At 50.5% G+C, this 13,059-nt stretch carries 13 protein-coding genes; 5 read left to right on the top strand and 8 right to left on the bottom strand.

Annotated features, from left to right (window positions below; all coding sequences use genetic code 11):
• Positions 1-15: 15 nt before the first annotated feature.
• The 3 genes from nagC to nagB are packed head-to-tail and all read right to left on the bottom strand — an operon-like array spanning position 16 to position 3,253.
• The gene (gene nagC, locus ACK8NJ_RS16540) at positions 16-1,236 is read right to left on the bottom strand and encodes a DNA-binding transcriptional regulator NagC (RefSeq protein ID WP_000187594.1); all 1,221 of its coding nucleotides are present in this window, start codon (positions 1,234-1,236) and stop codon (positions 16-18) included.
• A gap of 8 nt (positions 1,237-1,244) precedes the next feature.
• Positions 1,245-2,393 carry an N-acetylglucosamine-6-phosphate deacetylase gene (gene nagA / locus ACK8NJ_RS16535; RefSeq protein ID WP_411961804.1) on the bottom strand — a complete coding sequence of 383 codons (1,149 nt, stop codon included), beginning with the start codon at positions 2,391-2,393 and terminating at the stop codon, positions 1,245-1,247.
• 59 nt (positions 2,394-2,452) lie between these two features.
• The gene (gene nagB / locus ACK8NJ_RS16530) at positions 2,453-3,253 is read right to left on the bottom strand and encodes a glucosamine-6-phosphate deaminase (RefSeq protein WP_001237072.1); all 801 of its coding nucleotides are present in this window, start codon (positions 3,251-3,253) and stop codon (positions 2,453-2,455) included.
• Positions 3,254-3,585: 332 nt separating this feature from the next.
• On the opposite strand from nagB, the gene nagE reads away from it, so the two are divergent.
• The 4 genes from nagE to chiQ all read left to right on the top strand — a co-directional run bounded on the left by nagE (position 3,586) and on the right by chiQ (position 9,631).
• Positions 3,586-5,532: a PTS N-acetyl glucosamine transporter subunit IIABC gene (nagE, locus tag ACK8NJ_RS16525; RefSeq protein WP_001023127.1), complete on the top strand. Its 1,947-nt coding sequence runs from the start codon at positions 3,586-3,588 to the stop codon at positions 5,530-5,532.
• Between the two features lie 202 nt (positions 5,533-5,734).
• Positions 5,735-7,399: a glutamine--tRNA ligase gene (gene glnS, locus ACK8NJ_RS16520; RefSeq protein WP_411961803.1), complete on the top strand. Its 1,665-nt coding sequence runs from the start codon at positions 5,735-5,737 to the stop codon at positions 7,397-7,399.
• Between the two features lie 449 nt (positions 7,400-7,848).
• Complete coding sequence (chiP, locus tag ACK8NJ_RS16515; RefSeq protein WP_001258828.1) at positions 7,849-9,255, top strand: chitoporin ChiP; 1,407 nt, start codon at positions 7,849-7,851, stop codon at positions 9,253-9,255.
• A gap of 49 nt (positions 9,256-9,304) precedes the next feature.
• Positions 9,305-9,631: a ChiQ/YbfN family lipoprotein gene (gene chiQ / locus ACK8NJ_RS16510; protein ID WP_000733592.1), complete on the top strand. Its 327-nt coding sequence runs from the start codon at positions 9,305-9,307 to the stop codon at positions 9,629-9,631.
• Between the two features lie 83 nt (positions 9,632-9,714).
• Here chiQ and fur read toward each other — a convergent pair whose 3' ends face one another.
• The 5 genes from fur to ybfF form a co-directional block, all read right to left on the bottom strand.
• Positions 9,715-10,161, bottom strand: a complete 447-nt coding sequence (gene fur / locus ACK8NJ_RS16505) for a ferric iron uptake transcriptional regulator (protein ID WP_000131702.1) — start codon at positions 10,159-10,161, stop codon at positions 9,715-9,717.
• Positions 10,154-10,240, bottom strand: coding sequence for a fur leader peptide (gene uof, locus ACK8NJ_RS16500; protein ID WP_001695552.1), 87 nt, complete (start codon positions 10,238-10,240; stop codon positions 10,154-10,156). Before uof ends, fur begins: the two co-directional genes overlap by 8 nt.
• Before the next feature lie 209 nt (positions 10,241-10,449).
• On the bottom strand, positions 10,450-10,980 hold the full coding sequence (fldA, locus tag ACK8NJ_RS16495; RefSeq protein WP_001018618.1) for a flavodoxin FldA: 531 nt from the start codon (positions 10,978-10,980) through the stop codon (positions 10,450-10,452).
• A 139-nt stretch (positions 10,981-11,119) separates the two neighbouring features.
• Positions 11,120-11,413 (bottom strand): LexA regulated protein, encoded by a 294-nt coding sequence (gene ybfE / locus ACK8NJ_RS16490; RefSeq protein ID WP_001300829.1) that lies wholly within the window; start codon positions 11,411-11,413, stop codon positions 11,120-11,122.
• A 139-nt stretch (positions 11,414-11,552) separates the two neighbouring features.
• Positions 11,553-12,317, bottom strand: a complete 765-nt coding sequence (ybfF, locus tag ACK8NJ_RS16485) for an esterase (RefSeq protein ID WP_000773291.1) — start codon at positions 12,315-12,317, stop codon at positions 11,553-11,555.
• A 184-nt stretch (positions 12,318-12,501) separates the two neighbouring features.
• Between ybfF and seqA the strand changes: the two genes are divergently transcribed.
• Positions 12,502-13,047: a replication initiation negative regulator SeqA gene (gene seqA / locus ACK8NJ_RS16480; protein ID WP_000848387.1), complete on the top strand. Its 546-nt coding sequence runs from the start codon at positions 12,502-12,504 to the stop codon at positions 13,045-13,047.
• Positions 13,048-13,059 lie beyond the last annotated feature (12 nt).

The raw sequence follows: 13,059 nt of genomic DNA, 5'->3' as shown, positions 1-13,059 counted from the left end.
CACTATAAAAGCACATTAATTTTCCAGCAAATGCTGGAGCAAAATACCGTTGAGCATGGCGCGTTTTACCAGCGCAAAAGCGCCGATTGCCGAGCGGTGATCCAGCTCAGAACGTACCACCGGCAGATTAGTACGAAACGCCTTCAGCGCCTGGGTATTAATGCAGCTTTCAATAGCAGGGAGCAGCACTTTATCGGCTTCGGTGATCTCACCGGCAATAACAATTTTTTGCGGATTAAATAAGTTGATCGCAATGGCGATGGTTTTGCCCAGATGACGACCGACATACTCAATCACTTCCGACGCCAGGCTATCGCCTTTGTTCGCGGCTTTGCAGATAGTTTTGATGGTGCAGTCGTCCAGTGGCACACGGCTCTGGTAGCCCTGCTTTAACAGATTCAACACCCGTTGTTCAATGGCAGCGTTGGCGGCGATAGTTTCCAGGCAGCCAAAGTTGCCACAGTGGCAGCGTTCACCCAGAGGTTCGACCTGGATATGGCCAATTTCACCGACGTTGCCGTTGCGGCCAATAAAAATGCGCCCGTTAGAGATAATCCCGGCCCCGGTTCCGCGATGGACACGCACTAAAATGGAGTCTTCGCAATCCTGACTTGCACCGAAGTAGTGCTCCGCCAGCGCCAGACTGCGGATATCGTGGCCGACAAAACAGGTCACTTTAAAACGCTCTTCCAGTGCTTCTACAAGCCCCCAGTTTTCCACCTGAATATGCGGCATGTAATGAATTTTGCCGCTGTCCGGGTCAACAAGCCCCGGCAGGATCACGGAAATGGCGATCAGCTCGCGCAGCTTGCGCTGGTAGCTATCAATAAACTGAGCAATGGCATTCAGCAGGGCATGTTCCAGCGTCTGCTGGGTACGTTCCGGCAGCGGGTAATGTTCTTCCGCCAGCACTTTGCTACTGAGATCAAACAGAGTGATGGTGGCGTCGTGACGACCAAGCCGTACGCCGATTGCGTGGAAATTGCGGGTTTCGGTGACGATAGAGATAGCGCGGCGGCCCCCGGTGGAGGCCTGCTGATCAACTTCTTTGATCAGCCCGCGTTCGATAAGCTGACGCGTAATTTTGGTTACGCTGGCGGGGGCAAGCTGGCTTTGCTCGGCAATCTGAATCCGCGAGATTGGCCCATACTGGTCAATCAGGCGATAAACCGCCGCGCTGTTAAGCTGTTTTACGAGATCAACATTACCTATCTGAGCTTGTCCGCCTGGTGTCATACTTTCTCTTATTGAGTTACGACCTCGTTACCGTTAACGATGGTCCTGGTGATTTTAAAATCAGGTGTGAATGCAGTCAGGTTGGCTACTTTACCTGCGGCGAGTGTGCCGAGACGTTTCTCAACGCCAATCGCACGCGCCGGATAGAGCGTCGCCATACGTAGCACTTCATCCAGTGCGATACCGCAATGTTCGACCAGATTACGCACGCCTTCAATCATGGTTAAGGATGAACCGCTTAACGTACCGTTCTCATCCACACAAAGTCCGTTACGGTAGTATATTGTTTTACCCGCAAAAATGAACTGTTCAATGTTGGCACCTGCTGGCGCGGTGGCGTCAGTAACCAGACACAGTTTGTCGCCTTTCAGACGTTTAGCGTTGCGAATGTTGGCGTAATCAACATGCAGGCCATCAGCGATAATACCGCAATAAATGTCAGCTTCGTCGAGGATCGCGCCCGCCAGGCCCGGCTCACGACCGGTAATATACGGCATTGCGTTGTACAGATGGGTGGCAAAGGTAATCCCCGCGCGGAAACCGGCTTTCGCTTCTTTCAACGTCGCGTTGGAGTGACCGGCAGAAACCACAATCCCGGCATTTGCCAGTTTGCTGATGACTTCTGCAGGAACCATTTCCGGTGCCAGGGTCACTTTGGTAATGACATCGGCATTTTCGCACAGGAAATCGACCAGCGCGGCATCAGGCTTACGCACAAAATTCGGATTATGGGTGCCTTTTTTTACCAGATTCAGCCACGGGCCTTCCAGATGCAGACCTAACGCCTGATTCGGATGTTTTGCCAGGTACTCGCGCATAACGCGCACGCCCTGTTTCATCAGCTCGTCGCTGGTGGTGATAAGCGTCGGCAAATAGTTAGTACAGCCTGATTTCTCATTGGCTTTCTGCATGATTTCCAGCGTTTCTACGCTGACTGCTTCAGCAGTATCGTTAAACTGCACGCCGCCGCAGCCGTTTAACTGCACATCGATAAAACCGGGGGAGAGAATGGCCCCGTTCAGTGAACGTTGTTCGATCTCTGGCGGCAGTTCCGCTACCGGACAGACGCTTTTAATCAGGCCATCAGCGATAACAACCGCGTGGTCATTAAGAAATTCGTGGCCGGTAAAGATCCGGCCCTGGGTTAATGCATACATTCTGACCCCCGATTTTAAAAAATATTGCCCTGAGCAAGGTGTCAGGGCAGGGATAACTATTACAGACCTTTGATATTTTCTGCTTCTAATTCATTGAAATATCTTAAAGTCTTAACTTTCAGCTCCATGGTGGAAGGTTCATCGCACACCATGATCGCTTTTGGATGCAGTTGCAGACAGCTGATGGTCCACATGTGGTTCACGCAACCTTCAACTGCGGCCTGCAGTGCCAGTGCTTTCTGGCTACCCAGCACCAGAATCATCACTTCTTCGGCATCCAGCAATGTACCAACACCGACAGTCAGGGCATATTTTGGCACCTGATTGACATCGTTATCAAAGAAACGAGAGTTTGCGACGCGAGTGTCATGAGTCAAGGTTTTGATACGAGTACGAGAAGCCAGAGAGGACGCCGGTTCGTTAAATGCAATATGACCGTCGTTTCCTACACCGCCCATAAACAGATGAATTTTTCCGTAAGAACGGATTTTTTCTTCATACTGGCGGCACTCGGCGTCGATATCCGGGGCGTTGCCGTTGAGAAGGTTGATGTTTTCTGCTGGAATATCAACGTGATCGAAGAAATTACGGTGCATAAAGCTGTAGTAGCTTTCCGGATGCTCTTTCGGCAGACCGACATATTCGTCCATGTTGAAGGTGACAACGTGCTTAAAGCTGACCTGGCCTGCTTTATGCATTTCGACTAACGCTTTATAGGTGGTCATCGGCGTGCCGCCAGTCGGCAGGCCCAGAACAAACGGACGATCAGCAGTCGGTTTGAACGCATTGATACGATTGACGATATGGCGAGCAGCCCATTTGCCGACCTGTTCAGCGGTAGTCAGGGGGATCAGTCTCATTATTCACCTCAATAAGTAAAATGTAAGCCGTTGGCGGATTAGGCATCTTTAAGCGTAACCTGGATTTGCGCAGACAGGCGTCAATCCGACCTGATTTTTTGAATGATAAAATAAGTTTTCTGGTTTAGCCAGTAAAAGGGAGTGATGATAACGATATTTGGTGACAAAACTCACAAAAGACACGCGTTTAATTTGCGATACGAATTAAATTTTCACACACTCTGTAGCAGATGATCTAACAATCTGATTACAGAACATCGGCAGTACAATTTGCAGCAAAATAAAAATACGGCTTTAAACGAGCCAAATAGGGTTCTCGTAGGGGGAATAAGATGAATATTTTAGGTTTTTTCCAGCGACTCGGTAGGGCGTTACAGCTCCCTATCGCGGTGCTGCCGGTGGCGGCGCTGTTGCTGCGATTCGGTCAGCCAGATTTACTTAACGTTGCGTTTATTGCCCAGGCGGGCGGTGCGATTTTTGATAACCTCGCATTAATCTTCGCCATCGGTGTGGCATCCAGCTGGTCGAAAGACAGCGCAGGTGCGGCGGCGCTGGCGGGTGCGGTAGGTTACTTTGTGTTAACCAAAGCGATGGTGACCATCAACCCAGAAATTAACATGGGTGTACTGGCGGGTATCATTACCGGTCTGGTTGGTGGCGCAGCCTATAACCGTTGGTCCGATATTAAACTGCCTGACTTCCTGAGCTTCTTCGGCGGCAAACGCTTTGTGCCGATTGCCACCGGCTTCTTCTGCCTGGTGCTGGCGGCCATTTTTGGTTACGTCTGGCCGCCGGTACAGCACGCTATCCATGCAGGCGGCGAGTGGATCGTTTCTGCGGGCGCGCTGGGTTCCGGTATCTTTGGTTTCATCAACCGTCTGCTGATCCCAACCGGTCTGCATCAGGTGCTGAACACCATCGCCTGGTTCCAGATTGGTGAATTCACCAACGCGGCGGGTACGGTTTTCCACGGCGACATCAACCGTTTCTACGCTGGTGACGGCACCGCGGGGATGTTCATGTCCGGCTTCTTCCCGATCATGATGTTCGGTCTGCCGGGTGCGGCGCTGGCGATGTACTTCGCAGCACCGAAAGAGCGTCGTCCGATGGTTGGCGGGATGCTGCTTTCTGTTGCTGTTACTGCGTTCCTGACCGGTGTGACTGAGCCGCTGGAATTCCTGTTCATGTTCCTTGCGCCGCTGCTGTACCTCCTGCACGCACTGCTGACCGGTATCAGCCTGTTTGTGGCAACGCTGCTGGGTATCCACGCGGGCTTCTCCTTCTCTGCGGGGGCTATCGACTACGCGTTGATGTATAACCTGCCGGCCGCCAGCCAGAACGTCTGGATGCTGCTGGTTATGGGTGTTGTCTTCTTCGCTATCTACTTCGTGGTGTTCAGTTTGGTTATCCGTATGTTCAACCTGAAAACGCCGGGCCGTGAAGATAAAGAAGACGAGATCGTTACTGAAGAAGCCAACAGCAACACAGAAGAAGGTCTGACTCAACTGGCGACCAACTATATTGCTGCGGTGGGCGGTACTGACAACCTGAAAGCAATTGACGCCTGTATTACTCGTCTGCGCCTGACCGTGGTTGACTCAGCTCGCGTCAACGATGCGATGTGTAAACGTCTGGGTGCTTCTGGGGTAGTGAAACTGAACAAACAGACTATTCAGGTGATTGTTGGCGCGAAAGCGGAATCCATTGGCGATGCAATGAAGAAAGTTGTTGCCCGTGGTCCGGTAGCCGCTGCGTCAGCTGAAGCAACTCCGGCAACTGCCGCTTCTGTAGCAAAACCGCAGGCTGTACCAAACGCGGTGTCTATCGCGGAGCTGGTATCGCCGATTACCGGTGATGTTGTGGCACTGGATCAGGTTCCTGACGAAGCATTCGCCAGCAAAGCGGTGGGTGACGGTGTGGCGGTGAAACCGACAGATAAAATCGTCGTATCACCAGCCGCAGGGACAATCGTGAAAATCTTCAACACCAACCACGCGTTCTGTCTGGAAACCGAAAAAGGCGCGGAGATCGTCGTCCATATGGGTATCGACACCGTAGCGCTGGAAGGTAAAGGCTTTAAACGTCTGGTGGAAGAGGGCGCGCAGGTAAGCGCAGGGCAACCGATTCTGGAAATGGATCTGGATTACCTGAACGCTAACGCCCGTTCGATGATTAGCCCGGTGGTTTGCAGCAATATCGACGATTTCAGTGGCTTGATCATTAAAGCTCAGGGCCATGTTGTGGCGGGTCAAACACCGCTGTATGAAATCAAAAAGTAATCTGCTTTATGCCTGATGCGACGCTTGAGCGTCGCATCCAGCAATGACAAGCGGTGGAGATCTTCTCTGCCGCTTTTTTTTTCATCAGTCATCCCCATAATCTCAGTGAGATTTTCGATTTTCACTAACTAACAGTTGTCAGCCTGTCCCGCTTATAAGATCATACGCCGTTATACGTTGTTTACGCTTTGAGGAATCCACGATGAGTGAGGCAGAAGCCCGCCCGACTAACTTTATTCGTCAGATCATCGATGAAGATCTGGCCAGTGGTAAGCACACCACAGTACACACCCGTTTCCCGCCGGAGCCGAATGGCTATCTGCATATTGGCCATGCGAAATCTATCTGCCTGAACTTCGGGATCGCCCAGGACTATAAAGGCCAGTGCAACCTGCGTTTCGACGACACTAACCCGGTAAAAGAAGATATCGAGTATGTTGAGTCGATCAAAAACGACGTTGAGTGGTTAGGTTTTCACTGGTCTGGTAACGTCCGTTACTCCTCAGATTATTTTGATCAGCTCCACGCCTATGCGATCGAACTGATCAATAAAGGCCTGGCGTACGTTGATGAACTGACACCGGAACAGATCCGCGAATACCGCGGCACCCTGACGCAGCCGGGTAAAAACAGCCCGTACCGCGACCGCAGCGTTGAAGAGAACCTGGCGCTGTTCGAAAAAATGCGTACCGGTGGTTTTGAAGAAGGTAAAGCCTGCCTGCGTGCGAAAATCGACATGACGTCGCCATTTATCGTAATGCGCGATCCGGTGCTGTACCGCATTAAATTTGCTGAACACCACCAGACTGGCAACAAGTGGTGCATCTACCCGATGTACGACTTCACCCATTGCATCAGCGATGCGCTGGAAGGTATTACGCACTCTCTGTGTACGCTTGAGTTCCAGGACAACCGTCGCCTGTACGACTGGGTGCTGGACAACATCACCATTCCTGTTCACCCGCGCCAGTACGAATTCTCGCGCCTGAATCTGGAATACACCGTGATGTCCAAGCGTAAGCTGAACCTGCTGGTGACCGACAAGCACGTTGAAGGCTGGGATGACCCGCGTATGCCGACCATTTCCGGTCTGCGTCGTCGTGGTTACACTGCGGCTTCTATTCGTGAGTTCTGCAAACGCATCGGCGTGACCAAGCAGGACAACACCATTGAGATGGCGTCGCTGGAATCCTGCATCCGTGAAGATCTCAACGAAAATGCGCCGCGCGCAATGGCGGTTATCGATCCGGTGAAACTGGTTATCGAAAACTATCAGGGCGAAGGCGAAATGGTCACTATGCCGAACCATCCGAACAAACCGGAAATGGGCAGCCGCCAGGTGCCATTTAGCGGTGAGATTTGGATCGATCGCGCCGATTTCCGCGAAGAAGCTAACAAGCAGTACAAACGTCTGGTGCTGGGTAAAGAAGTGCGTCTGCGTAATGCTTACGTCATTAAGGCTGAACGCGTCGAGAAAGATGCCGAAGGCAATATCACCACCATCTTCTGTACTTATGACGCCGACACCTTAAGCAAAGATCCGGCAGATGGTCGTAAAGTCAAAGGTGTTATTCACTGGGTGAGCGCGGCACATGCGCTGCCGGTTGAAATCCGCCTGTACGATCGTCTGTTCAGCGTGCCTAACCCAGGTGCTGCGGATGATTTCCTGTCGGTGATTAACCCGGAATCGCTGGTGATCAAACAGGGCTTTGCTGAACCGTCTTTGAAAGACGCGGTAGCGGGTAAAGCATTCCAGTTTGAGCGTGAAGGTTATTTCTGCCTCGACAGCCGCCATTCTACGGCGGAAAAACCGGTATTTAACCGCACCGTTGGGCTGCGTGATACCTGGGCGAAAGTAGGCGAGTAATTTTAAGTTCTACCAGGCCGGGTGAGGCGTTTACGCCGCATCCGGCATGAAACATGCAAACAATCCAAAACGCCGCGCTCTGCGGCGTTTTTTTCTGCTTTTCTTCGCGAATTAATTCCGCTTCGCAATTTATCCATAAAACAAATTTAAAATCACAAACCATAATTAAATAAAATGTAACCGTTTTCATCATGCTGGAAATTCACGCTTTTATTCTTCTGCAAGCCTTTCAACTGCAAACTTAAGCCTTGTAACAAAAATCATCAAAATATGTGCGGTTGCTCATGTTCTTACATTCTGGTTACAGAAAGAGATTGATAATTCGCGTCGCGAAAAATAGTCTGTTCCTGTAGTCAGCGAGACTTTTCTCAACGCTACTTTTTTAATTTTTATTTTTTTTCGCTGTTCACATTTGGTGCAGCAATTTATACGTCAAAGAGGATTAACCCATGCGTACGTTTAGTGGCAAACGTAGTACGCTGGCGCTGGCTATCGCCGGTGTTACAGCAATGTCGGGCTTTATGGCAATGCCGGAGGCTCGCGCCGAAGGATTCATCGACGATTCAACCTTAACCGGCGGTATCTATTACTGGCAGCGTGAACGCGACCGTAAAGATGTTACCGACGGCGACAAATACAAAACCAACCTTTCTCACTCCACCTGGAACGCCAACCTCGATTTTCAGTCTGGTTATGCTGCTGATATGTTCGGCCTTGATATTGCTGCGTTTACGGCGATTGAAATGGCGGAAAACGGTGACAGCTCTCACCCGAACGAAATCGCGTTTTCAAAAAGTAATAAAGCCTATGACGAAGACTGGTCCGGCGATAAAAGCGGTATAAGCCTGTATAAAGCAGCGGCCAAATTTAAATACGGTCCGGTGTGGGCGAGGGCAGGTTACATTCAGCCAACTGGTCAGACGCTGTTAGCGCCGCACTGGAGCTTTATGCCGGGTACTTATCAGGGTGCGGAAGCCGGGGCGAATTTTGATTACGGCGATGCTGGTGCGTTGAGTTTCTCCTACATGTGGACCAACGAATACAAAGCACCGTGGCATCTGGAAATGGATGAGTTTTATCAGAACGATAAAACCACCAAAGTTGATTATCTGCATTCTATTGGTGCGAAGTACGACTTCAAAAATAACTTTGTACTGGAAGCGGCATTTGGTCAGGCAGAAGGGTATATCGATCAATATTTTGCCAAAGCCAGCTACAAATTTGATATCGCCGGTAGCCCGTTAACCACCAGCTACCAGTTCTACGGTACGCGCGATAAAGTTGACGATCGCAGCGTCAACGATCTTTATGACGGCACCGCCTGGCTGCAAGCGTTGACCTTTGGTTACCGGGCGGCTGACGTAGTGGATTTGCGCCTCGAAGGCACCTGGGTTAAGGCTGACGGTCAGCAGGGATACTTCCTGCAACGTATGACTCCAACCTACGCTTCCTCGAACGGTCGCCTGGATATCTGGTGGGATAACCGTTCCGACTTCAACGCCAACGGCGAAAAAGCGGTCTTCTTCGGTGCGATGTATGACCTGAAAAACTGGAATCTTCCAGGCTTCGCCATCGGCGCTTCCTACGTTTACGCATGGGATGCTAAACCCGCTACCTGGCAGAGCAATCCGGATGCGTACTACGACAAAAACCGGACTATTGAAGAGTCTGCCTACAGCCTGGATGCGGTGTACACCATTCAGGATGGCCGCGCCAAAGGCACGATGTTCAAACTGCACTTCACCGAATACGACAACCACTCCGACATCCCAAGCTGGGGCGGCGGTTACGGTAACATCTTCCAGGATGAGCGCGACGTGAAATTTATGGTAATTGCACCATTCACCATCTTCTGATGCCCGACGCGGCAGGTTTTGTGCCTGCCGCACGTTTGAGGAATTTGCTATGAAAAAACTGATTCTCATCGCCATGATGGCATCGGGGCTGGTAGCTTGTGCGCAATCAACCGCGCCACAGGAAGACAGTCGTCTGAAAGAGGCATACAGCGCCTGTATCAACACCGCACAAGGTTCGCCAGAAAAAATTGAAGCCTGCCAGAGCGTGTTAAACGTGCTGAAGAAAGAGAAACAACATCAGCAGTTTGCCGATCAGGAAAGTGTCCGCGTACTGGATTATCAGCAGTGTCTGCGCGCAACGCAAACCGGAAATGATCAGGCGGTAAAAGCCGACTGTGATAAGGTCTGGCAGGAAATTCGCAGTAATAACAAATAAGTGAGAGCTGTAACTCTCGCTTTTCTTATTTCCCGTGTATAAAAAAGCCAACCCGCAGGTTGGCTTTTCTCGTTCCGGCTGGCTTATTTGCCTTCGTGCGCGTGCTCATCTTCGCGGCAATCGCCTTCGGCACAGTGACCGTAAAGATAGAGACTGTGGTTAGTCAGGCGAATGCCATGTTTTGCGGCAATTTCACGCTGACGCGCTTCGATGGAATCATCACTAAATTCGATAACCTTGCCGCAGTCGAGGCAGATCAGGTGATCGTGGTGATGTTGCTGTGTCAGTTCAAATACGGATTTACCGCCTTCAAAATTGTGGCGGGTGACGATACCAGCGTCGTCAAACTGGTTCAGTACGCGATATACCGTAGCCAGACCAATTTCTTCACCCATATCGATCAGACGTTTGTATAAATCTTCCGCACTGACGTGATGGTTGTCCGGCTCCTGAAGAACTTCCAGGATTTTTAAACGAGGAAGCGTTACTTTCAGGCCAGCTTTCTTTAGGGCGGTATTGTTATCAGTCATGCGGAATCTGTCCTGTTACTAAGCGGTTCACTTCATTAGGAGAAGTGACAGAATTTGCTCTTGAGATAATGCGTATCATTATAGAATTGCCACGCCTAAATGAAAACCACAAGTCCCTGGCAAATATTGTTAATAAAAACGTGGCACTGCTTACATTTACAACGGCAAGGCCACTTGAACACCGGGACATTGTACAGGTACAACAGCAAAAGTTACAAATTTGTAGCAATTATTTTGATTGGCATTATCTATTAATACGGCGTAGACATGAGTCTACGCCGCATCACATCAGGCATTGAGAATTTCGTCGAGATGCAACTCTTCAGAAATCTGTTTAACCCATTTTTCTACACGTTCAGCGGTCAGTTCCGGCTGACGGTCTTCGTCGATAGCCAGACCGACAAAGTGGTCATCATCAGCCAGACCTTTTGACGCTTCGAAGTGGTAGCCCGCGGTTGGCCAGTGACCAACGATGGTTGCACCGCGCGGTTCAATGATGTCGCGGATGGTGCCCAATGCATCGCAGAAGTATTCAGCGTAATCTTCCTGGTCGCCACAACCAAACAGCGCAACCAGTTTACCATTAAAATCAATCTCTTCGAGAGTCGGGAAGAAGTCATCCCAGTCACACTGCGCTTCGCCGTAATACCAGGTTGGGATGCCCAGCAGCAGAATGTCATAAGCTTCCAGATCTTCTTTGCTGCTTTTTGCAATGTCATGGACATCGGCAACGTCTTTACCAAGCTGTTTTTGAATCATTTTTGCGATATTTTCGGTATTACCGGTGTCGCTGCCGAAAAAGATGCCAGTGATAGCCATGAGTGAAATAACCTCTTGAAACTTATTGAAATGGGGGTGGAAAATTGCCCACGGATAAAGGCAATCATAGCAGAACAGGCAGTCTTGCGGAATCAGCAAACGAGCAGGACTGCACACTGTGCTACATGAAAGTGGAAATTTAAACGATGCCCTGACTACGCAGCGCCGCCAGTTGCTGCATTAACATCTCTTCGATCAGTTCGCTACGGCTCATATTGCGCGATTCTGCCAGCTCGTTCAGTGCCTCGACAGCTTCCGCGTTCAGCTTCAGTTCGACACGCTTAAGGCCACGTACTTTGTCGCGTTTTAGCTGGTTGCGTTTATTAATACGCAGCTGTTCATCGCGCGAAAGCGGATTAGTTTTCGGTCGTCCCGGTCGACGCTCGTGCGCGAACAGATCTAATGTCGTACGGTCCGTTTGTTCTTTGGCCATGATCTTGGTGACTTCGGGGGAAACAATCAGCCAGGCCTCTGCCCGGATGGATAGCGCGCCATAATACATCAGCGCGATGAGTCACGCCAACGCCCACGCGCGGAAAGCGACGCGGACGCTGGGTTTTTAATCAGTTGCGTTAATCATTGAGATAGCGATGGATAGCGCGTAATACCGCATCCGGTTTTTCAGCATGGACCCAGTGACCTGCGCCTGCAATCACATGCGCCCGTGCCTGTGGAAATTGTGCCAGTAAATCATCACGGTACTGCTCGCTAACATACGGAGAATTGCCGCCAGGGATAAACAGGGCAGGGTGATCCCATGCCGGGATTTTCTCCCAACCCACAATATGCGGATACTGATCCCACAATACCGGCACGTTAAAGCGCCACTCCCCGTCAACAAAAGATTTCAGCAGAAACTGAATCACCCCTTCTTCATTAAGATGCTGGCGCATTATTGCTGCTGCTTGCTGGCGTGTTTGTGCGTCTGATTCACTGACGGCGTTGATAGCCGCGAAAATCTCATCATGACGGCGTACGTGATAGTCGACCGGCGCGATGTCAATCGCCACCAGTTTATCGATGCGATCGGGGGCCAGTGCAGTAAGTGCCATTACCGCTTTACCGCCCATGGAGTGACCGATAAATGTTGCTTTATCGATCTGCAGTGCATCCAGAGTATCAACAAGATCCTGCGCCATCGACGGGTAATTCATCACCGGATCTCTCGGTGAAAGACCGTGGTTACGCATATCAACCTGGATGATATTGTGATCGTTTACCAGATCGCGAGCCAGTACGCCAAGGTTGTCGAGGCTGCCAAACAGACCATGGACAAGAACGATGGGAGAATTATTGTGCTGGTTTTGTGCAGTTTGCGCGCGGATATTCAATTTCATGGCAAAGTTCTTTTTTTCGCGTTGTCGGGTTAGGGTATTATGTTGACCATTGTGCCACAGGGCTGCAACAAATAAGGTTTATTCCGAGTTTTTCTGCAAGCCAGGCTTGACGCTATCCGCTGCCGGGATTTATTCATATACTCCTGGCGACTTGTATTCAGCTAAGACACTGCACTGGATTAAGATGAAAACGATTGAAGTTGATGATGAACTCTACAGCTATATTGCCAGCCACACTAAGCATATCGGCGAGAGCGCATCCGACATTTTACGGCGTATGTTGAAATTTTCCGCCGCATCACAGCCTGCTGCTCCGGTGACGAAAGAGGTTCGCGTTGCGTCACCTGCTATCGTCGAAGCGAAGCCGGTCAAAACGATTAAAGACAAGGTTCGCGCAATGCGTGAACTTCTGCTTTCGGACGAATACGCAGAGCAAAAGCGAGCGGTCAATCGCTTCATGCTGCTGTTGTCTACACTATATTCTCTTGACGCCCAGGCGTTTGCCGAGGCAACGGAATCGTTGCACGGTCGTACACGCGTTTACTTTGCGGCAGATGAACAAACGCTGCTGAAAAATGGTAATCAGACCAAGCCGAAACATGTGCCTGGCACGCCGTATTGGGTGATCACCAACACCAACACCGGCCGTAAATGCAGCATGATCGAACACATCATGCAGTCGATGCAATTCCCGGCGGAATTGATTGAGAAGGTTTGCGGAACTATCTAAAACGTTGCAGAC

The sequence above is a fragment of the Escherichia sp. F1 genome (genome assembly GCF_046764225.1).
Lineage (GTDB): Bacteria > Pseudomonadota > Gammaproteobacteria > Enterobacterales > Enterobacteriaceae > Escherichia > Escherichia coli.
Note: the sequence above shows the minus strand (reverse complement) of the source record. Positions and strands in the feature narration are given on the sequence as shown.

Bases quoted from the DNA above. Each gene is read 5' to 3' on its own strand.
- nagC (WP_000187594.1), bottom strand. From the start codon at position 1,236: ATGACACCAGGCGGACAAGCTCAGATAGGTAATGTTGATCTCGTAAAA.
- fur (WP_000131702.1), bottom strand. From the start codon at position 10,161: ATGACTGATAACAATACCGCCCTAAAGAAAGCTGGCCTGAAAGTAACG.
- chiQ (WP_000733592.1), top strand. From the start codon at position 9,305: ATGAAAAAACTGATTCTCATCGCCATGATGGCATCGGGGCTGGTAGCT.
- seqA (WP_000848387.1), top strand. From the start codon at position 12,502: ATGAAAACGATTGAAGTTGATGATGAACTCTACAGCTATATTGCCAGC.
- uof (WP_001695552.1), bottom strand. From the start codon at position 10,240: ATGATACGCATTATCTCAAGAGCAAATTCTGTCACTTCTCCTAATGAA.
- ybfF (WP_000773291.1), bottom strand. From the start codon at position 12,317: ATGAAATTGAATATCCGCGCGCAAACTGCACAAAACCAGCACAATAAT.
- nagB (WP_001237072.1), bottom strand. From the start codon at position 3,253: ATGAGACTGATCCCCCTGACTACCGCTGAACAGGTCGGCAAATGGGCT.
- ybfE (WP_001300829.1), bottom strand. From the start codon at position 11,413: ATGGCCAAAGAACAAACGGACCGTACGACATTAGATCTGTTCGCGCAC.
- nagA (WP_411961804.1), bottom strand. From the start codon at position 2,393: ATGTATGCATTAACCCAGGGCCGGATCTTTACCGGCCACGAATTTCTT.
- glnS (WP_411961803.1), top strand. From the start codon at position 5,735: ATGAGTGAGGCAGAAGCCCGCCCGACTAACTTTATTCGTCAGATCATC.
- fldA (WP_001018618.1), bottom strand. From the start codon at position 10,980: ATGGCTATCACTGGCATCTTTTTCGGCAGCGACACCGGTAATACCGAA.
- nagE (WP_001023127.1), top strand. From the start codon at position 3,586: ATGAATATTTTAGGTTTTTTCCAGCGACTCGGTAGGGCGTTACAGCTC.
- chiP (WP_001258828.1), top strand. From the start codon at position 7,849: ATGCGTACGTTTAGTGGCAAACGTAGTACGCTGGCGCTGGCTATCGCC.